Genomic DNA, 19,733 nt, shown 5'->3' on the forward strand with positions numbered 1-19,733 from the left:
ATAACCTGCCCGAAGGGCCCACCCCCGTTCCCGTCCCGTTCACCTGAGGAGCCCCGGTGCTGGACACGCTCGACGCCCCCGCCGTCCGCACCTGGTGCCGCCTCGCGCTCTCCGCCCTCGGCCAGGCCCGGGAGGAGATCGACGCGCTGAACGTGTACCCGGTGCCGGACGGGGACACCGGGACCAACCTCTACCTGACGGTGGAGTCCGCCACCGCCGCCGTGGAGCGCTGCTTCGACGGTGCCGCGTCGCCGGCGCTCGGCCAGGCGGTGCGGGCGATGGCCGACGGCGCGCTGATCGGTGCCCGCGGCAACTCCGGGGTGATCCTGGCCCAGTTGCTGCGCGGGGTGGCCGAGGTGCTGGCGGCGGACGGCGGTGGCCCGCAGGCGCTGCGGGACGCCCTGGTCCGCGGCGCGGAGGCCGCCTACCAGGCGGTCTCGCAGCCGGTCGAGGGCACCCTGCTGACCGTCGCCGGGCAGGCCGCCCAGGACGCCGCCCGCACCCGGGGCCCGCTGGCCGAGGTGGCCGGCGCCGCCCACCGCAGCGCCCGCAGCGCACTGCTGCGCACCCCCGAGCAGCTCCCGGTGCTGGCCCGGGCCGGGGTGGTGGACGCCGGCGGCCGGGGCCTGGTGGCGGTGCTGGGCGCGCTGGCCGACGCGGTGGCCGGCCAGCAGCCGATGGGCCCGGTGGCGCTCGGCGAGGACCTGCCGGCGACGCACGCCCCGTGCGGCGGTCCCGAGCGGCTGCCCGGCCACCCCGCCTTCGAGGTGGTCTACCTGCTGGACGCGCCGGACGCGGCGCTGCCCAGGCTGCGGGCCCGGCTGGCCGGACTCGGCGACTCGCTGGTGGTCGGCGGCGGCGACGGGCTGTGGAACGTGCACGTCCATGTGGACGACGCCGGCGCCGCGGTGGAGGCGGGTGTCGAGGCGGGCCGACCGCACCGGATCCGGATCACCCACTTCGCCGAGGCCGCGGCCCGCGCGCTCGGCGGCGGGCCGACCGCCGAGCCCGCCGCCGAGCGCGCGGTGCTCAGTGTGGTGACCGGTGCCGGCCTGGCCGAGCTGTGCCGCTCGGCCGGCGCCGCGGTGCTGGCCGCCGACCCGGACGCCCCGCCGTCCAGCGGCGAGCTGGTCGCGGCGGTCCGCCGCTGTGCCGCCCGCGAGGTGATCCTGCTGCTCAACGACCCGGAGCTGCGGGCCGGCGCCGGCGCCGCCGCCGACCAGCTGCGCGAGGAGGGCCTGCGGATCGCGGTGCTGCCGACCCGCTCGCCGGTGCAGGGCCTGGCCGCCCTCGCCGTGCACGAGGCCGGCCGCCGGTTCGACGAGGACGTGGTGGCGATGACCTCCGCGGCCGGCGCCACCCGGTACGCCGAACTGGCGATCGCCGAGGGGCAGTCCTGGACGATGGCCGGGGTCTGCCAGGCCGGTGACGTGCTCGGCCTGATCGACGGGGACGTCGCGGTGATCGGCACCGGGGTCGCCGAGACCGGCGCCGAGGTGCTGACCCGGATGCTGGCGGCCGGCGGCGAGCTGGTCACCCTGGTGCTCGGCGACGGCGCCCCCGAGGGGCTGGCCGACCGGCTGGTGGCGCACGCCCGGCGGCAGCGCCCCGAGGTCGACGTCTCGGTCTTCGCGGGCGGCCCGGAGAGCGCGCCGCTGCTCATCGGGGTCGAGTAGGACCGCCCGGCTGTCCGCTCCGTGGTGTTCCATAGGGCGTGATGGCCGCTCTCGACGAACCCCTGACCAAGCTGGTCGGCGACCGCACCGCGAAGGTGCTCGCCGACAGCCTCAAGCTGCGCACGGTCGGCGACCTGCTGCACCACTACCCGCGCCGGTACGCCGAGCGCGGCGAGCTGACCAGCCTGGACGACCTCCAGGTGGACGAGCACGTCACCGTGCTGGCCCGGATCGAGAAGGTGACGCTGATCCCGTTCCGCGGTCGCAAGGGCGACCGCCTGGAGGTGATCGTCACCGACGGGCGCAGCAGGCTCACCCTGGTCTTCTTCAACCAGGGCTGGCGGCAGAAGGAGCTGCGGCCGGGCGCCCAGGGCCTGTTCGCCGGCAAGGTCGGCCTGTTCAACCGGACCAGGCAGCTGGCCTCGCCGGACTACCAACTGCTGGACCAGGAGGAGGGGGCCGGTCAGGATCAGACGGGCACGGCCGAGCAGTTCGCCGGCCGGCTGATCCCGGTCTACCCGGCCAGCGCCCAACTGCCCAGCTGGAAGCTGGCCAAGGCGGTCGAGCTGGCCCTGGACACCCGGCTGGACGAGGTCGGTGAGCCGCTGCCGGCCGAACTGCGCGCCGACCGCGGCCTGATCGGACTGCCCGAGGCCCTGGAGCTGATCCACCGCCCGCGCAGCCGGGCCGAGTTGGAGCGGGCCAGGGAGAGGCTGCGGTGGGACGAGGCCTTCGTGCTGCAGATCGCGCTGGCCCAGCGCCGGGCCGCCGCCGGCGCGCTGCCGGCCAAGCCCCGCCCGGTGCGGGGCGGCGGCCTGCTGGAGGCGTTCGACGCCAAGCTGCCGTTCACCCTGACCGGTGGCCAGCAGGCGGTCGGCCGGGAGATCTTCGCCGACCTGGCCTCCGAGCACCCGATGCACCGGCTGCTGCAGGGCGAGGTCGGCTCGGGGAAGACCCTGGTGGCGCTGCGCGCGATGCTCGCCGTGGTGGACGCCGGCGGGCAGGCCGTGCTGCTCGCGCCCACCGAGGTGCTGGCCCAGCAGCACCACCGCTCGATCGTCGAGATGATGGGGGAGTTGGCCGAGGGCGGGATGCTCGGGGGCTCCGAGATCGGCACCGGAGTGGCGCTGCTGACCGGCTCGATGGGCGCGCCGGCCCGCCGGCGGACGCTCTCCGACATGGCCTGCGGCAACGCCGGGATCACCATCGGCACCCACGCCCTGATCGAGGACAAGGTGCAGTTCCAGGACCTCGGCCTGGTGGTGGTGGACGAGCAGCACCGGTTCGGCGTGGAGCAGCGCGACGCGCTGCGCGCCAAGGGCGGCCAGCCGCCGCACCTGCTGGTGATGACCGCCACCCCGATCCCCCGCACGGTCGCGATGACCGTCTTCGGCGATCTGGAGACGTCGGTGCTGGACCAGCTGCCGGCCGGCCGTTCGCCGATCTCCACCCATGTGGTGCCGGCCCTGGAGAAGCCCAACTTCCTCACCCGGGCCTGGGAGCGGATCCGCGAGGAGGTCGCCAAGGGGCACCAGGCCTACGTGGTCTGCCCGCGGATCGGCGACGAGGAGGACGACCCCAAGGCGGCGAAGAAGAAGCGCCGGGCCCCCGAGGACTTGGAGGAGCCGGCGGGCGCGGACGCCGGCTCGGGCAGCGACGAGCGGCGCCCGCCGCTGTCGGTGGTGGAGACCGCCGAGATGCTGGCCAGGGGCCCGCTGGCCGGGCTGCGGCTGGAGATCCTGCACGGCCGCCTCGCCCCGGAGCAGAAGGACGACGTGATGCGCCGGTTCGCGGCCGGCCAGGTCGACGTGCTGGTCGCCACCACGGTGATCGAGGTGGGCGTCAACGTGCCCAACTCCACCGCGATGGTCATCATGGACGCCGACCGCTTCGGGGTCTCCCAACTGCACCAGCTGCGCGGCCGGGTGGGCCGGGGTTCCGCGCCGGGCCTGTGCCTGCTGGTCAGCGAGATGCCGGCCGGCTCCGCCGCGCGGGCCCGGCTGGACGCGGTGGCCGGCACCCTGGACGGCTTCGAGCTCTCCCGGATCGACCTGGAGCAGCGCCGCGAGGGCGATGTGCTGGGCCAGGCGCAGTCCGGGGTGCGCTCCTCGCTGAAGGTGCTCTCGGTGCTGGACGACGAGGAGGTGATCGCCGCGGCCCGCGAGGAGGCGGCCCGACTGGTCGCCGCCGACCCGGAGTTGGCGGAGCACCAGGAGCTGCGCGCGGAGCTGGCCGGGCTGCTCGACGAGGATCGCGCGGCCTATCTGGAGAAGGGCTGAGCGGTCCTTCGCGTTCGGGCCGGCCGGGCCGGAATTGTCAGTGCCCCGAGAGAGGATGAAGGTGTTCAGGACGCAGCCAACGTGCATTCCTGGCACGACACTTGGGGGTTCTCACATGGCATTCCGTCATCTCAACGAGCTTCCGCTGGGCGACAAGGTGTTCCGGGTCGAGCTGGCCAGCGACGACGACCGCGAGGTCACCCTCACCCTGACCGGCTGGCGCGAGGGGGCCGCGGCCGCCCCGCTGGCCAGCGGCCGGCTGCGGCTCCCGGTGGAGGACGTGGCCAACCTGCGGATCGCGCTCAACCGGGCGCTGCGCGCGCTGGCGATCGTGGCCGACGTCTCCGAGCCGATCCCCGACCGCGACGTGCTGCGCGAGCTCTACCCCGGCCACGGGGCCCCCTGGGTGCCGCAGCACGAGGAGGAGCTGACCCGGCGGTTCCACGAGGGCGAGAGCATCGCCCGGATCGCCGCCCGGTTCGGCCGCACGCCCGACTCGGTCCGCACCAAGCTGCGCGAGCTCGGCCACGACCCGCGGCGCCCCGAGTTCTGCCCGCCGGACGGCTGCCTGTCCTGGTCGCGGTACGCCTCGCCGGCCCTGCTCGGCGCAACCCCGCAGGAGTAACCCGTCGCCCGGGCCGCCGGTCGCCCCGTATAGCGTGGTCGTACCCGAGACCGATCGCACGAAGGATGGGTATGACCCGCGTCATCGCCGGGGCGGCCGGCGGCCGTCGGCTGGCCGTCCCGCCCGGCCGGGGTACCCGGCCGACCTCCGACAAGGCCCGCGAGGCGATGTTCTCCACCCTGGAGTCGCTGCGCGGCACCCTGGCCGGGGCCCGGCTGCTCGACCTGTACGCCGGCTCCGGCGCGGTCGGCCTGGAGGCGCTCTCCCGGGGCGCCGAGCGGGTGCTGCTGGTGGAGGCGGACGCGGCGGCGGCCCGGGTGGTCCGGGCCAATGTGAAGACGGTCGGCCTGCCCGGCGCGGAGGTGCGGGCCGAGCGGGCCGAGCGGGTGGTGGCGGGACCGGTCCCGTCGACCCCGTTCGACCTGGTCTTCCTGGATCCGCCCTATGCGGTGGGCGACGCCGAGGTGCGCGAGATGCTGATCACACTCCGGGCTGGGGGCTGGATCACGGACGACGCACTCGTCACCGTGGAACGCAGCACCCGGGGCGGCGAGTTCGCCTGGCCCGGGGGCTTCGAAGCGCTCCGCTCCCGCCGCTACGGCGAGGGCACGCTCTGGTACGGACAGGCCGTCTGAGGCCCGGCCCCGCCGAGCTCCGCAGCGATCCAGCGACTTGCCGAAAGGGACACCACCGAAATGCGCCGCGCCGTCTGTCCCGGGTCCTTCGACCCGATCACCAACGGGCACCTCGACATCATCGAACGGGCATCCAAGCTCTACGACGAGGTGTACGTCGCGGTGCTGATCAACCAGAACAAGCGGGGGCTCTTCAGTGTCGAGGAGCGGATCGAGATGATCGAGGAGACCTGCGCGCAGTACGGCAACGTCAGGGTCGAGTCGCACCACGGCCTGCTGGTGGACTTCTGCCTGGAGCGCGGCATCCCGGCCATCGTGAAGGGCCTGCGCGCGGTCAGCGACTTCGACTACGAGCTGCAGATGGCGCAGATGAACCGCGGCCTGACCGGCGTGGAGACCCTCTTCGTGCCCACCTCGCCGACCTACAGCTTCCTGTCGTCGACGCTGGTCAAGGAGGTCGCGGGCTACGGGCGTGACGTCTCGCACCTGATCCCGCCCACCGTGCACCGCCGCCTGGTGGACCGGATCGCCGAGCGGGCCGCCGAACGGTGAGAGGGGGGCGCGGATTCTGACGTACAGTCGGTATCCCCGCCCCGCGGTTACTCACGGAAAGACGGAAGCCCCGTGGACGTGCAGAACAGAGTCGACGAGATCATCGGCGTGGTCGAGAGCGCCAGGTCGATGCCCATGTCGGCGTCCTGTGTGGTGAACCGGGCCGAGCTGGTCGCGATGCTGCGCGAGCTGCGCGAGTCGCTGCCGGCGGAGCTCGCGCAGGCGCAGTCCGTGATGGCCGACCACGAGCAGATGGTGGCCGACGCCCGCGGGGAGGCCGAGCGAATCATCCAGGGCGCGCACGCCGAGCGGGGCTCGCTGATCTCCGACACCGAGGTGGTCCGCCGCGCCCAGGCCGAGGCCGACAAGATCATGGCCGAGGCCCGCGAGGAGGTCTCGGTCAAGCGCCAGGAGGCCGACGACTACGTCGACTCCAAGCTGGCCAACTTCGAGGTGGTGCTCACCAAGACGCTGGGCGCGGTCGGCCGCGGCCGCGACAAGCTGCGCGGCGAGGGCGGCTACGAGGCCGAGGACGGCGAGGAGTTCCAGTCGCGCACCAGCCCCAGCCCGGAGGTCGACGAGTACGTCGACGCCAAGCTCGCCACCCTGCAGGCGGTGCTCAGCGGCACCCTGGAGGCGGTCGGCCGGGGCCGCGACAAGCTGCTCGGCAAGAAGCCGATCGACGAGCTGGCCGCCTACCTCGCCCTCGCCGACGAGGCCCAGGAGCAGAAGGACCGGGCCGAGGCGGTGGCCGCGGGCTTCGCCGCCGACGGCGAGGAGGAGCGGCCCTGGTACCGCGAGCCGGACCAGCAGCCGGCCGCCGCGGCCTGGCCGGGCCAGCAGGGCGGCGTCGAGGGCGGCTGGCCGCAGGCCCCCGAGCAGGGCGGCTACCCGACCCAGCAGCCCGCCCTGGCCGCCTACCCCGGTGAGTACCAGGACCCGTACGGCGGCGGCTACGACCCCGCCGCGGCGGCCTACGGCCACGGCCAGTACGGCGGCTACCAGCAGCCCGAGCACGCCGACCCGTACGCGACCGGCTACGGCACCGGGTACCAGGAGCCGCCCGGCGGCTACCAGGTTCCGCCGCAGCCCGGCTACCAACCCCAGCAGTACCAGGGCTACCAGCAGGGTGGCGGCCAGCAGCCGGCGCTGGACGAGACCAGCTTCTTCGACACCAGCATGATCGACATGACCCGGCTGCGCGAGCTCGGCGGCCGCTGAGCCGGCGGCGCAGGGCGCGAAGTTGGGCCTGGGCGCGCTCTCGGGTACGCTGACCACTCCGGCCCTTTTGAATGCCGGATCGTTCGGCTGCCCGCGCACCCCTCGTGCGTGACCCGGACCACACAGACCGCACCGCGCGCCGCAGGGATGCGCCCGCCGCCAGGAAGTCAGGAACCGTGAACCGCCTCGACCACCGCGACCCGCTCGTGTTCGACACGCATGAGCTCGGCCGCCGCCCCGGTTCGATGCGCGAGGTCTCCCGCACCCTCCAGGCGCCCGAGGGCTTCGGCATCGAGGACGTCATCGGCGTCCCGGTCGGCAGCGAGATCGCGCTGGAGCTGCGGCTGGAGTCGGTGGTCGAGGGCGTGCTCGTCACGGGTACCGCCGAGGCCGAGGTGACCGGCGAGTGCGTGCGCTGCCTGGAGCCGGTCGAGGACGAACTCGACGTCGACTTCCAGGAGCTGTACTACTACCCGGAGACCGACGAGCGCGGCCGGGCGACCTCCCAGGACGACGAGTCCGACGAGGACGAGGAAGAGACTTACCGGTTGGAGGGCGATTTCTTCGACCTCGAACCGGTGCTGCGTGACGCGGTGGTGCTCGCACTGCCGCTGCAGCCGGTGTGCCGGGAAGACTGCCTGGGCCTGTGCTCCGAGTGCGGGGCGCTGCTCAACGAGGACCCGGACCACCACCACGATGCCGTCGACCCCCGGTGGGCGGCTCTGCAGGGACTCTCCGCCGGCCACGGCGACGAGGGTGACGAGAAGACCAGCGACACCCGTGAGGGTCTCGCGGAGAACCAGGAGAAGTAGCCGTGGCTGTTCCGAAGCGGAAGATGTCGCGCAGCAACACGCGCCACCGCCGTAGCAACTGGAAGGCCGTTGTCCCCGCGCTCGTCGCGTGCGACCGCTGCCACGAGCCGAAGCTCGCGCACATCGCGTGCCCGAGCTGCGGCACGTACAACCGTCGCCAGGTCCTCTCGGTCTGATCGGCGGGGTGGACGGATCGATGTCGGACGCTCACTCCTCCCGCAAGTCGGGTCCCCGCAAAAGCGGGGGTGAACCGGGCAGCGGGCCGGCTTCGACCGCATACGACGTTCTGGAAGGGCGCCTCGGGTACACGCTTGAGCGCGCCCTTCTGGTACGTGCCCTGACACACCGCTCGTTCGCGTACGAGAACGGCGGGCTGCCCACCAACGAGCGCCTGGAGTTCCTGGGCGACTCGGTGCTGGGCCTGGTGGTGACCGACACCCTCTACCGCATCCACCCGGACGTCCCGGAGGGCACGCTCGCCAAGTTGCGCGCCGCGGTGGTCAATTCGCGCGCGCTCGCCGAGGTCGGCCGCGGCCTAAACCTCGGTGCCTTCATCCGGCTCGGCAAGGGCGAGGAGGGCACCGGTGGACGTGACAAGTCCTCGATCCTCGCGGACACCGTCGAGGCGATCATCGGCGCCGTCTACCTGGACCAGGGCCTGGACGCCGCCACCGAGTTCGTCCACCGGTTGTTCGACCCGCTGATCGCGGAGTCCTCGCAGCTGGGCGCCGGTCTGGACTGGAAGACCAGCCTGCAGGAGCTGACCGCCCAGGTGGGCATCGGCGTGCCGGAGTACGTGGTCGAGGAGTCCGGTCCGGACCACGAGAAGACCTTCAACGCCGCGGCCCGGGTGGCCGGCGAGGCCTTCGGCAGCGGCACCGGCCGCTCCAAGAAGGAGGCCGAGCAGAAGGCCGCCGAGAGCGCCTGGCGGGCCATCAAGGCCAAGTACGGCGACCCGACCGCACCCGCAGCCTGAGGGCGGCGAGCCGGCCGATGCCCGAACTCCCCGAGGTCGAGGTGGTCCGACGCGGCCTGGACCGCTGGGTCTCCGGCCGGACCGTGGCCGAGGTCGAGGTCTGCCACCCCCGCGCGGTGCGCCGGCAGACCGGCGGCGGCCTGGACTTCGCCGCCCGGCTGACCGGCCGCGTCCTGGGCCCGGCCCGGCGCCGCGGCAAGTACCTGTGGCTTCCGGTCGACGAGGCCGCCGGGGATCGCCGCAGCGCCCTGCTCGGGCACCTCGGGATGAGCGGTCAGCTGCTGGTGCAGGACCCGGCCGTGCCCGACGAGACCCATCTGCGGATCCGGCTGCGGTTCACCGACGGCGGCCGCGAACTGCGCTTCGTGGACCAGCGCACCTTCGGCCACCTGGCCGTCGACGACCTGCTGTTCGACGGGCCGGGCGACGCCCAGGGCCTGCCCGCCGCGCTCGCCCACATCGCCCGCGACCCGCTGGACCCGCTCTTCGACGACGCCGGGTTCTTCACCGCGCTGCGCGCCAAGCGCACCACCGTGAAGCGGGCGCTGCTCGACCAGTCGCTGATCAGCGGCGTCGGCAACATCTACGCCGACGAGGCGCTGTGGCGCTCCAAACTGCACTACGACCGCCCCACCGAGACCCTGACCCGTCCGCTGGCCGCCACCCTGCTGGCCAACGCCCGGGAGGTGATGACGGCCGCGCTGGCGGTCGGCGGCACCAGCTTCGACAGCCTCTACGTCAACGTCAACGGCGAGAGCGGCTACTTCTCCCGCTCGCTGGACGCCTACGGGCGCGAGGGCGAGCCCTGTTACCGCTGCGGCACCCCGATCCGCCGGGCGGCCTGGATGAACCGCTCCAGCTACTTCTGCCCGCGCTGCCAGCGCGTGCCGCGCCAGCGCGCCTACTGACGCGCCGGTTGCCGCTCCTTGGCCTCCGGGTGCAGCGCGCCCTCGCCCTCCCCGTAGTGGGCCACCGCGACCGCGCCGACCACCGCGAGCACGAAGCCGACCAGGCCCAGCCAGGACAGGCCGGCCCGGGTCGCGTCGCCCAGCCAGACCACTCCGATCACCCCGGGCAGCACGGTCTCGCCCACCACCAGGGCGGCCGTCGCGCCGTTCACCGAGCCGACCTGCAGCGCCACCGTGTGCAGGTACATCCCGCCCAGGCCGCCGACCACGATCGCGTACAGGGCCGGATCGCCGAGCAGCGTGCCGAGGTCGAACGGGTTGAGGCCGCCGAGCACCCGCACCCCGATCCCGAGCGCGCCGAAGAGCAGGCCGGAGAGCAGCCCGGCCACCACCGCGCCGCGCGCGCCCAGCCGGCGCACCAGCAGGGTGCCGCCGGAGATCAGCACCACCGAGATCAGCAGCAACGCCCAGTGCGAGCCGAGCGAGGTGTGGGTGTGGCCCTCCGGGCCGGCGGCGATGGCCAGGAGCACCAGCGCACCGCAGACCGTGCCGATCGCCGCCCACTCCGGTCGGCGCAGCCGCAGGCCGAGCATCTTGACGCTGGCCAGCGCGGTGATCACCAGGTTGGCGCTGATCACCGTCTGGGAGAGGAAGAGCGGCAGCAGCCGGGAGGCGAGCGCGGCGAGCGCGAACCCGACGAAGTCCAGCACCGTGCCGAGCAGGAACTCCCAGGTGACCACGGCCTTGGCGGTGGAGTTGAGGCTCGGGCCGCCGTGCTCGGTGAGCTGCCGGTCGGGCTGGTCGGCGGCCTCCTGGCGGGCCGAGCGGCGGGAGCCCACGGCCTGCAGCACCGAGCCGAGTCCGTAGCAGGTGGAGGCCGCGACGGCGGTCACCAAGCCGATGATCACAAATACTCCTGACGAGGGTGTGATCCCCACTATGCCCTGTCGTCGTCGGCCCCGAGAACACGCCTGGTGCGGTTGCGGCGCTCGCACAGCAACCGCAGCCCGATCGCGCTCCCGGCCGCCGCCATCGCCGTGACCATCACCGGGAATCCGTGCACGGCCCACCTGGCGGCCCCGGCGGCCAGGGCCTTGGCGTCGCCGTAGCGCTCGCCCTGGGCCAGCAGCTCCGCGCCGGCCGTGGTCCCCAGCACCACCGGGGCGATCGCGGTGACCACCCACCACCAGCCGGCCCGGGTCGCCAGCCAGGCCCCGGCGGTGGCGCCCGCCACCGTGAGCACCCCGAAGACGCCGGCCGGCGCGGAGCCGCGCAGCTCGTCGGCGAGCGCCCCGACCACCGGCAGGCCCAGCGAGACGGTCAGCACCTGCCCGGAGGTCAGCCGCCGGGCGCGGCAGTGGGCGCGTGCCCTGGCGCGCGCCAGGGCACGCGCGCCGACCCGCCCGGCGCCCGGCCCGTCCGCGGCGCGACGCGGACCGGGCAGCGCGGCCCGGCCCCGGGTGCGGCCGCGGGGCCGGGTCGCTTCGTCACCGGTGAGCGCGGAAGCCCGTTGCCCTGCCATGATTCCCAACCTCGTCCCTCGGGAGGTCCGCCGAGTGGCGAACGTAACTGTTGCGTAAGAGAAAGAACCTTGGCCTGGTCTTGGCATGTTCTTGGGGTGACCGGCAAGCGCCTTGCCGCATCGCGGAGTTGGCCGGTCGGGTGGCTCCGCGGCCGGGCATCCGGAACCGGGAGCTCCTGATCGCTTCGATGAGCGGCCCGGTAGCGTCTGGAGCATGAGAATCGTTCTTCGCCGCTCCCGGGCGGGGGGTCCGGCAGCAGTCCTGGCCCTCCTGGTCGGACTGCTGCTCCTGCTCCTGCCCGGGACCGCCATGGCGTCCGGCGGGCTGGACGACGCCGCCGCCTCCCTCAAGCAAGGCAAGGTCTACGTCGACCCGGCCATGACCGGCCGGTTCTCCCAGGCCCAGGCCGACGCCCTGACCAAGAAGATCGAGGACGCCGACAAGCCGATCATGGTGGCGGTCGTCCCGGACAGCCCGCAGTACCCGGCGAAGACCGTCTTCAGCGACCTGCGCACCAAGGCGGGCATCACCGGTGTCTACGCCGTCTGGCGCGGCGACCAGTTCGGCGTGCGGAGCGACCCGAGCGCGCTGAACACCCAGACCGCGCGGAACTACGCTCAGGCCGCCTACGACTCGCACCACGGTGACATCAACGGCACACTGACCGATTTCGTCACCAACGCCGCGCCGAAGGTGTCCGGCCACGCGCCCGGCTCGTCCAAGTTCAGCACCGCGATGATCGTGGTGCCGCTGGTGCTGCTCGCCCTGGTCGGCGTCGGCGCCTTCCTGCTGGTCCGCCGCTCCCGCAAGCTCAAGGCCGAGAAGCGGGCCGCCGAGCTGCGCGCGCTGCGCACCGTGGTGGACGAGGACATCACCGCCTTCGGCGAGGAACTGGACCGGCTGGACTTCAACCCCGGCGCGCCGAGCGCGGACGACGCCCAGCGCGCCGACTACACCCGCGCGCTGGACTCCTACGAGTCCGCCAAGAAGCTGATGGACGCGGCCACCCGGCCGGAGGACGTCACCGCGGTGACCACCGCGCTGGAGGACGGCCGGTTCTCGCTGGCCACCCTGGCGGCCCGCCGTGAGGGCCGGTCGCTGCCCGAGCGCCGCCCGCCGTGCTTCTTCGACCCGCGGCACGGCCCCTCGGTGCAGGACGCGATGTGGTCGCCGGCCGGCGGCGCGCCGCGCCAGGTGCCGGTCTGCACCGCCGACGCGATGCGGCTGGCCGGCGGCCAGGACCCGGCGATCCGCACCGTGCAGACCGACCAGGGCCCGCAGCCCTACTGGAACGCCGGCCCGGTCTACGGCCCGTGGGCGGGCGGCTACTTCGGCGGCTACGGCTCCGGCCTGCTGCCCGGCCTGCTGGTCGGCACGATGCTGGGCTCGGTCTTCTCGGCCCCGCCGGCCTACGGCTACGACGGCGGCGGCTTCGGCGGTGGCTTCGACGGGGGCCACGAGCGGTACGAGGGCGGCGACTTCTCCGGCGGCGACTTCGACAGCAACGACTTCGGCGGCTTCAACGGCTCCGACTTCGGCGGTGGCTCCGACTTCGGCGGCGACTTCGGTGGTGGCTCCGACTTCGGCGGTGGCGACTTCGGCGGCGGCGACTGGTAGGCCCGCCGGCCCGCTGCCCGTCCGGTGGCCCGTCCGCTCCTCCTCCCGGCGGACGGGCCACCGGCATAATCGACGGATGCACGAGCACGTCCGAGCCACCGCCTGGGTGCGCGGCAAGGTCCAGGAGGTCGGCTTCCGCTGGTGGACCAGGGCCCGCGCGCTGGAGATCGGCGGACTCACCGGCTACACCTCCAACCTTCCGGACGGGCGGGTCCAGGTGGTCGCCCAAGGCACCCGGGCCGACTGCGAGCGGCTGCTGGAGCTGCTGCGCGGCCCCGGCACCCCCGGGCGGGTCACCGGGGTGACCGAGATCTGGGGCGCCGTCCGGCCCGGCTACGACGGCTTCGCGATCCGCTGAGCCCGTGCGGCACCGACCGGGCGGCCACGCGCTGTTGGGACCGGTGTCAACCCGTGTTGTTCGACGGTTGCCATTTCGCTCCGTCCGTGGTTGACTCCGCATCGTGCAGTGATCCACCGCGTCAGCGGTGTGTTCGCCGCTGCCCATGGCGTGAGTCAACCGCCATGCAGGTGACAGCGGCGTTGTAGCGCGCGGTGATCGTGTTGACCCGTACGGTCTTTGGTGAGACGCTGGAAGCCCGCGCACGTGACGGCGATTTTGAGCAAGGTCATGCCCTGTGGCCGCACAATCCACCGTGCCTGACCTGTGGTGCCGAGCCGGCACTGCCCTTGTCGTGCAGCGCGTGCGTCACCCCTTCCCCTCGACCTGTACCGTACCGGTTCGGTCACTCAGCGTGGAGGACCATTCATCATGGCAAAGGCGCTTCTCGGGTACGTCGGCGGCCCCGACCCGCGAATGCTCTCCGAGATGCGACGGCTTCAGCAGCGCGTCTTGGACCTGGAGGCCGAACTCGTTCGGATGCAGGCCGAGAACAACGCGCTCGTCGCTGTCGCTGCCGAGCACTCCTTGCTCGACAGCATCGATCTCGGGCAGCGGGAGCCCGCACTCACCTGAACATTCGGGATCGAATCGACCGGCTAGACACCGGCCGATTTTGTCGCGGAGGCCGATTTCGCCGCGCACCGACGCGACACCTCGGGACGCGATCATCAGGGACGTCGTCAGCGGCGTCCCTTCGTCGTTCCCGCCCCGGTTTCCCTTGGAACCGCCACCCACCTCCAGCTGTGTTTTCCTCAGGCTGCCCACGGCCCGGCCGACCGAAACCGGGCGACGGCGGCGATTACAGTCTCACGGGTGCACCTGAAGAGCCTGACCCTGCGCGGCTTCAAGTCCTTCGCCTCGGCGACCACGCTGCGCTTCGAACCCGGCATCACCTGCGTGGTCGGCCCGAACGGCTCGGGCAAGTCCAATGTGGTCGACGCGCTCTCCTGGGTCATGGGTGAACAGGGCGCCAAGTCGCTGCGCGGCGGCAAGATGGAGGACGTCATCTTCGCCGGGACCAGCGGCCGGCCGCCGCTCGGCCGGGCCGAGGTCAGCCTCACCATCGACAACGCCGACGGCGCCCTGCCGATCGACTACGCCGAAGTGACGATCACCCGCACCATGTTCCGCAACGGCGGCAGCGACTACGCGCTGAACGGCCAGACCTGCCGGCTGCTGGACATCCAGGAACTGCTCTCCGACTCCGGCATCGGCCGGGAGATGCACGTGATCGTCGGCCAGGGCCGGCTCGACTCGGTGCTGCACGCCGACCCGCAGGGCCGCCGGGCCTTCATCGAGGAGGCCGCCGGGGTGCTCAAGCACCGCAAGCGCAAGGAGAAGGCGCTGCGGAAGCTGGACGCAATGGCCGCCAACCTCAACCGGGTGCAGGACCTGGTCGCCGAGCTGCGCCGGCAGCTCGGACCGCTGGGCCGCCAGGCCCGGATCGCCCGGCGGGCCGCCGGCATCCAGGCCGAGCTGCGCGACGCCCGGCTGCGGCTGCTCGCCGACGACCTGCTGACCCTGCGCCAGGCCGTCCAGGCCGAGGCCGCCGACGAACAGGCACTGCGGCAGCGCCGGGACACGGTGGAACGGGACCTGCTGACCGCCCGGCAGCGCGAGGCCGTGCTGGAGGCCCAGGTGGAGCAGCTCGGGCCGCGCCTGGAGGCCGCCCGCACCGCCTGGTACCAGCTGGCCGCGCTGGGCGAGCGGACCCGTGGCACCATCGGGCTGGCCGAGGCCCGGGTGCGGCACGCCACCAGCGGCGGCGAGCCGGAGCGGCGCGGCCGCGACCCCGAGGAACTGGTCGCCGAGGCCGCACGGGTCCGGCAGGAGGAGGCCGCGCTCGGCGAGGCCCTGGAGGCGGCCCAGCAGGCGCTGGACGAGGCGGTGGCCCGCCGCGCCGAGCTGGAACGCGAACTCACCGCCGAGGAGCAGCGGCTGCGCGGCGCCGCCCGGGCCGCCGCCGACCGGCGCGAGGGGCTGGCCCGCCTCCAGGGGCAGGCCGCCGCGGCAGCCTCCCGGGCGGCCGGCGCCCAGGCCGAGATCGAGCGGCTGACCGCGGCCCGGGACGAGGCGGCGGCACGCGCCGAGGCGGCCGGCGCCGAGTACCGGCAGCTGCGTGACCAGGTGGCCGAACTGGAGGGCGGTGACCAGCAGCTGGAGGCGGCGCACGGGCAGGCGCGGGACCGGCTGGCCGGCGCGGAACGCGAGCTGAGCGGCGCCCGCGAGGCGGCCGCCGCCGCCGAGCGCGAGCTGAGCGCGCTGACCGCCCGCCACGAGGCCCTGGCGCTCGGGCTGCGCCGCAAGGACGGCACCGGCGCGCTGCTGGCGGCGGGGGAGCGGCTGACCGGGCTGCTCGGCCCGGCGGCGGCGCTGCTCACCGTGGCTCCGGGTGACGAGGCGGCGCTGGCGGCGGCGCTCGGTGCGGCCGCCGACGCGGTGGCGGTCAGCGACCGGTCGGCCGCCGTCGCGGCGCTGCGGCTGCTGCGCACCGAGGACGCCGGGCGGGCGGCGCTGCTGATCGCCGGTGGGTCCGGCGGCCCCGACGGGTTGTCGGCGCCCGGCGCGCTGCCGGCCGGCGCGCGCCGGGCCGGCGAACTGCTGACCGGTCCGGCCGAGCTGCTGCCCGCCGTCCGCGCCCTGCTGGCGCACACCGCCGTGGTGGCCGACCTGGACGCCGCCCAGCGGCTGCTGGACGCCCACCCGGAGCTCACCGCCGTCACCGCCGAGGGCGACCTGCTGTCCGCCGGCTTCGCCCAGGGCGGCGCGGCCGGCCCGCCCAGCCAACTGGAGACCCAGGCCGCGGTGGACGCCGCCGCCCGGCAGGTCGAGGAGCTCACCGCGCGCTGCGCCGAACTCGCCGAGCGGCTCGCCCGGGCCGAGGAGGCGCGCCGCGAGCTGTCCGCAGACGTGGAGCGGCTGGCCGCCGAGCAGCGCGGTGCCGAGAAGCAGCGCGCCCGGACGGCCGGCGCGCTGGGCCGGCTCGGCGGCCAGGCCAAGGCCGCCGCCGGCGAGGCGGAGCGCGCCGCTGCGGCGCTGCGGGCCGCCGAGGAGGGCCGGGAGGCGGCGGTGCGGGCCGCCGAGGAGCTGGCCGAGCGGCTGGCGGTGGCCGAGGAACTGGCCGACCAGGACGCCGACGAGCCCGACCGGAGCGAGCGTGACCGGCTCGCCGAGCAGTCCGCGCAGGCCCGCCAGCAGGAGTTGGAGGCCCGGCTCGCGGTGCGCACCCACGAGGAGCGGGTCCGCTCGCTGGCCGGGCGGGCGGACGGCCTGGACCGGGCGGCCCGGGCCGAGCGGGAGGCCCGGGTCCGGGCCGCCGAGCGGGCCCGCCGTGCCGCGCACGAGGCGGCGGTGGCGGGCGCGGTGCTGGCCGGCGCCCGGCAGTTGCTCGCCTGTCTGGAGGTCTCCACCGCCCGGGCCGAGGCCGAGCGCATCGGCATCGAGCAGGCCCGCGCCACTCGGGAGGCCGAACTGCGGGCGGCGCGCGAGCTGGGCCGGGAGCTCAAGGACGAACTGGACAAGCTGGTCGACGCCGGCCACCGGGACGAGGTGCTGCGCGCCGAGAAGCGGCTGCGGATCGAGCAGTTGGAGACCAAGGCGCTGGAGGAGTTCGGCGTCGAGTCGCAGGTGCTGCTGGCCGAGTACGGTCCCGACCAGCCGGTGCCGCCGGTCGCCCCCGAGGAGGGGGAGCAGCCCGGTGAGCCGCGGCCGTACGTCCGCGCCGAGCAGGAGAAGCGGCTGCGCGCGGCCGAGAAGGCCCACCAGCAGCTGGGCAGGGTCAACCCGCTGGCGCTGGAGGAGTTCGCCGCGCTGGAGGAGCGCCACAAGTTCCTCGGCGAGCAGCTGGAGGACCTCAAGCGCAGCCGGCGGGACCTGATGGACATCGTGCGGGACGTGGACCAGCGGGTGCAGGAGCTGTTCACGGCAGCCTTCCACGACACCGCCGCCCAGTTCGAGGGCGTCTTCTCGCGGCTCTTCCCCGGGGGTGAGGGCCGGCTGGTGCTGACCGACCCGGACGACATGCTGGCCACCGGGGTGGAGGTGGAGGCCCGCCCGCCGGGCAAGAAGGTCAAGCGGCTGTCACTGCTCTCCGGCGGCGAGCGCTCGCTGACCGCGGTCGCCCTGCTGGTGGCCATCTTCAAGGCCCGGCCCAGCCCGTTCTACGTGATGGACGAGGTGGAGGCGGCGCTGGACGAGACCAACCTGCGCCGGCTGATCGCGATCATGGAGGAGCTGCGGGACAGCTCCCAGCTGATCGTGATCACGCATCAGAAGCTCACCATGGAGTGCGCCGACGCCCTGTACGGCGTCACCATGAAGGGCGACGGCATCTCCCAGGTGATCAGCCAGCGGCTGCGCGAAGAGCACCGGGAGCGGAAGGTACCGATGCCGCAACGGCGCGAGACCGTCCAGCCCGCCTGACCCCGGTTCGGCCGCGCGTCACGGATACTGGCTACCGTTATGGAATACGTGATCCTTGCCGTAGTCATCGCCGTGATCGCCGTTGGTGCGGTTGCCGGCCTCGTCGTCAGCGGCAGACGACGTAAGGAACTGCCCCCGAAGTCCACGACGACCATCGCCCCGCCGGCGCCCGAGGCGCCCGCGCCGCAGGCCGAGGAGCCGCACGTCGGTGACGAGGCCGCGCCGCCGCGCGAGGAGCCGGTGCAGACCGTCGAGGAGGTCGAGCTCCCGCCGACCGCCGAGACGGTCGAGGTCACTCCCGAGCAGGTCATCGAGGCGCCCGCGCTGGAGGTGCCGGAGCCGACCGCCGGCCGGCTGGTGCGGCTGCGCTCCCGGCTGTCCCGCTCGCAGAACGCGCTCGGCAAGGGCCTGCTGACCCTGCTCTCCCGGGACCGCCTCGACGAGGACACCTGGGAGGAGATCGAGGACACCCTGCTCACCGCCGACATCGGCGTCGCGCCCACCCAGGAGCTGGTCGAGCGGCTGCGCACCCGGGTGAAGGTGCTCGGCACCCGCAGCCCCGAGGAGCTGCGCGGTCTGCTGCGCGAGGAGCTGGTCGACCTGATCGGTGCCGACAGCGACCGCTCGCTGCACACCGCCAAGCAGGCGGACGGCCGTCCCGCCGTGGTGCTGGTGGTCGGCGTCAACGGGGTGGGCAAGACCACCACCTCCGGCAAGCTCGGCCGGGTGCTGGTGGCCGACGGCCGCACGGTGGTGCTCGGCGCGGCCGACACCTTCCGCGCCGCCGCCGCCGACCAGCTGCAGACCTGGGGCGAGCGGGTGGGTGCCCGCACGGTGCGCGGTCCGGAGGGCGGCGACCCCGCCTCCGTCGCGTTCGACGCGGTCAAGGAGGCCATCGCCGAGGGCGCCGACACGGTGCTGATCGACACCGCCGGCCGGCTGCACACCAAGACCGGCCTGATGGACGAGCTCGGCAAGGTCAAGCGGGTGGTGGAGAAGCACGGCCCGGTGAACGAGGTGCTGCTGGTGCTGGACGCCACCACCGGGCAGAACGGCCTGGTGCAGGCGCGGGTCTTCGCCGAGGTGGTGGACATCACCGGCATCGTGCTGACCAAGCTGGACGGCACCGCGAAGGGCGGCATCGTGGTCGCGGTGCAGCGTGAGCTGGGCGTGCCGGTCAAGCTGATCGGCCTGGGCGAGGGCGCCGACGACCTGGCGCCGTTCGAGCCGGGTGCCTTCGTGGACGCGCTGATCGGCGACTGATCCGGGCGCCGAGCGCGGACTGGGCCGCTTCCCCGCCGGGGGAGCGGCCCAGCGCCGTTTCAGGAGGCGAGCCAGGCCGGCTCGGCGGCCAGGCGGCGCTGCCGCCCGCGGTGGCAGGCGTAGGCCAGGGTGCCGAGCAGCAGCCGGGCCTGCGGCGGGCGGACCGCGCTCTCCCGGCACGGCGGGCGCAGCCAGCGCACCGTGCCCTGGCCGGGCAGCGCGGTGGGCGGCGCGGTGAGGTAGCCGCCCGTGCCGTGGCAGGCCAGGTCGAGGGCGGCGTCGTCCCAGCCCATCCGGTAGAGCAGGTCGGGCAGTCTGTCCGCGGTGCCCCGGGCGACGAAGAACAGCAGCCGGCCGGTGGCGGAGACCAGCACCGGGCCGAGCTGGGTGCCCATCCGCTCCAACCGGACCAGGGCGCGCAGGCCGGCCGGCTCGGGCACGTCGAGCACGTCGAAGGAGCGCCCGGTGGGCAGCAGCACCGCGCCGTCCCGCTTGCCGTCCCACAGCGCGCGCACCTCGTGCGGGGTGGCGCCGGGCGGCAGCTCGCGGGCCGGTTCGCCGGGCAGCGGGTGCAGTCCGGGGGCGGCACAGTGCGGCCGACCGCAGCGACACGGCCCGGCCGGCACCCTGGGGGGTCCGCCGAGCGCCACCGCCCAGCCCCAGCGGCCGGCGTACTCGGCCGCGGCCCGGCACGCGGTGGCGCGGCTGCGGCGGCGGGCGCCGAACCTCAGATCGCCGAACAGGTTGTCCATGCCTCCCCCAACAGATTTCGGTTGCCGGCGGTTACGGGATCGTGACGTTCTGTCAAAATTCTGCTCCACGGC

Annotated in this window: 18 protein-coding genes; 15 read left to right on the top strand and 3 right to left on the bottom strand. The window is 74.1% G+C overall.

The window, feature by feature from the left end:
- Positions 1 to 56: 56 nt before the first annotated feature.
- The 10 genes from LN042_RS07900 to mutM all read left to right on the top strand — a co-directional run bounded on the left by LN042_RS07900 (position 57) and on the right by mutM (position 9,684).
- The gene (locus LN042_RS07900) at positions 57 to 1,676 is read left to right on the top strand and encodes a DAK2 domain-containing protein (RefSeq protein ID WP_230049811.1); all 1,620 of its coding nucleotides are present in this window, start codon (positions 57 to 59) and stop codon (positions 1,674 to 1,676) included.
- A gap of 41 nt (positions 1,677 to 1,717) precedes the next feature.
- Positions 1,718 to 3,955, top strand: coding sequence for an ATP-dependent DNA helicase RecG (gene recG, locus LN042_RS07905; RefSeq protein ID WP_230049813.1), 2,238 nt, complete (start codon positions 1,718 to 1,720; stop codon positions 3,953 to 3,955).
- Positions 3,956 to 4,070: 115 nt separating this feature from the next.
- Positions 4,071 to 4,580 carry a hypothetical protein gene (locus tag LN042_RS07910; protein WP_230049814.1) on the top strand — a complete coding sequence of 170 codons (510 nt, stop codon included), beginning with the start codon at positions 4,071 to 4,073 and terminating at the stop codon, positions 4,578 to 4,580.
- A 53-nt stretch (positions 4,581 to 4,633) separates the two neighbouring features.
- Positions 4,634 to 5,215, top strand: coding sequence for a 16S rRNA (guanine(966)-N(2))-methyltransferase RsmD (gene rsmD / locus LN042_RS07915; protein ID WP_308191778.1), 582 nt, complete (start codon positions 4,634 to 4,636; stop codon positions 5,213 to 5,215).
- Between the two features lie 60 nt (positions 5,216 to 5,275).
- Entirely contained in the window at positions 5,276 to 5,767 is a 492-nt protein-coding gene (gene coaD / locus LN042_RS07920) for a pantetheine-phosphate adenylyltransferase (protein ID WP_230049818.1), read from the top strand.
- A 72-nt stretch (positions 5,768 to 5,839) separates the two neighbouring features.
- Positions 5,840 to 6,988: a F0F1 ATP synthase subunit B family protein gene (locus tag LN042_RS07925; RefSeq protein WP_230049820.1), complete on the top strand. Its 1,149-nt coding sequence runs from the start codon at positions 5,840 to 5,842 to the stop codon at positions 6,986 to 6,988.
- Between the two features lie 176 nt (positions 6,989 to 7,164).
- Entirely contained in the window at positions 7,165 to 7,800 is a 636-nt protein-coding gene (locus tag LN042_RS07930; protein ID WP_230049822.1) for a YceD family protein, read from the top strand.
- A 2-nt stretch (positions 7,801 to 7,802) separates the two neighbouring features.
- A complete protein-coding gene (gene rpmF / locus LN042_RS07935; RefSeq protein ID WP_035866499.1) occupies positions 7,803 to 7,976 on the top strand; it encodes a 50S ribosomal protein L32 in 174 nt (57 codons plus the stop codon).
- Positions 7,977 to 7,996: 20 nt separating this feature from the next.
- A complete protein-coding gene (rnc, locus tag LN042_RS07940) occupies positions 7,997 to 8,776 on the top strand; it encodes a ribonuclease III (protein WP_230049824.1) in 780 nt (259 codons plus the stop codon).
- A gap of 17 nt (positions 8,777 to 8,793) precedes the next feature.
- On the top strand, positions 8,794 to 9,684 hold the full coding sequence (gene mutM / locus LN042_RS07945; protein WP_230049826.1) for a bifunctional DNA-formamidopyrimidine glycosylase/DNA-(apurinic or apyrimidinic site) lyase: 891 nt from the start codon (positions 8,794 to 8,796) through the stop codon (positions 9,682 to 9,684).
- Here the strand turns inward: mutM and LN042_RS07950 are convergent.
- Both LN042_RS07950 and LN042_RS07955 read right to left on the bottom strand, forming a co-directional pair.
- On the bottom strand, positions 9,678 to 10,592 hold the full coding sequence (locus LN042_RS07950; RefSeq protein ID WP_230049828.1) for a DMT family transporter: 915 nt from the start codon (positions 10,590 to 10,592) through the stop codon (positions 9,678 to 9,680). The genes mutM and LN042_RS07950 overlap by 7 nt on opposite strands.
- Positions 10,593 to 10,621: 29 nt before the next feature.
- Entirely contained in the window at positions 10,622 to 11,206 is a 585-nt protein-coding gene (locus LN042_RS07955; protein WP_230049830.1) for a hypothetical protein, read from the bottom strand.
- Between the two features lie 214 nt (positions 11,207 to 11,420).
- On the opposite strand from LN042_RS07955, the gene LN042_RS07960 reads away from it, so the two are divergent.
- The 5 genes from LN042_RS07960 to ftsY all read left to right on the top strand — a co-directional run bounded on the left by LN042_RS07960 (position 11,421) and on the right by ftsY (position 18,909).
- A complete protein-coding gene (locus LN042_RS07960; RefSeq protein WP_230049832.1) occupies positions 11,421 to 12,824 on the top strand; it encodes a hypothetical protein in 1,404 nt (467 codons plus the stop codon).
- 76 nt (positions 12,825 to 12,900) lie between these two features.
- On the top strand, positions 12,901 to 13,182 hold the full coding sequence (locus LN042_RS07965) for an acylphosphatase (RefSeq protein ID WP_230049834.1): 282 nt from the start codon (positions 12,901 to 12,903) through the stop codon (positions 13,180 to 13,182).
- A gap of 411 nt (positions 13,183 to 13,593) precedes the next feature.
- Positions 13,594 to 13,797, top strand: coding sequence for a hypothetical protein (locus tag LN042_RS07970; RefSeq protein ID WP_101382356.1), 204 nt, complete (start codon positions 13,594 to 13,596; stop codon positions 13,795 to 13,797).
- A gap of 240 nt (positions 13,798 to 14,037) precedes the next feature.
- Entirely contained in the window at positions 14,038 to 17,646 is a 3,609-nt protein-coding gene (smc, locus tag LN042_RS07975; RefSeq protein ID WP_230049837.1) for a chromosome segregation protein SMC, read from the top strand.
- A gap of 39 nt (positions 17,647 to 17,685) precedes the next feature.
- Positions 17,686 to 18,909, top strand: coding sequence for a signal recognition particle-docking protein FtsY (ftsY, locus tag LN042_RS07980; RefSeq protein WP_230049839.1), 1,224 nt, complete (start codon positions 17,686 to 17,688; stop codon positions 18,907 to 18,909).
- A 59-nt stretch (positions 18,910 to 18,968) separates the two neighbouring features.
- On the opposite strand, the gene LN042_RS07985 is transcribed toward ftsY, so the two are convergent.
- A complete protein-coding gene (locus tag LN042_RS07985; RefSeq protein ID WP_230049841.1) occupies positions 18,969 to 19,661 on the bottom strand; it encodes a bifunctional DNA primase/polymerase in 693 nt (230 codons plus the stop codon).
- Positions 19,662 to 19,733 lie beyond the last annotated feature (72 nt).

It is taken from the genome of Kitasatospora humi (genome assembly GCF_020907985.1).
Taxonomy (GTDB): Bacteria; Actinomycetota; Actinomycetes; order Streptomycetales; family Streptomycetaceae; genus Kitasatospora; species Kitasatospora humi.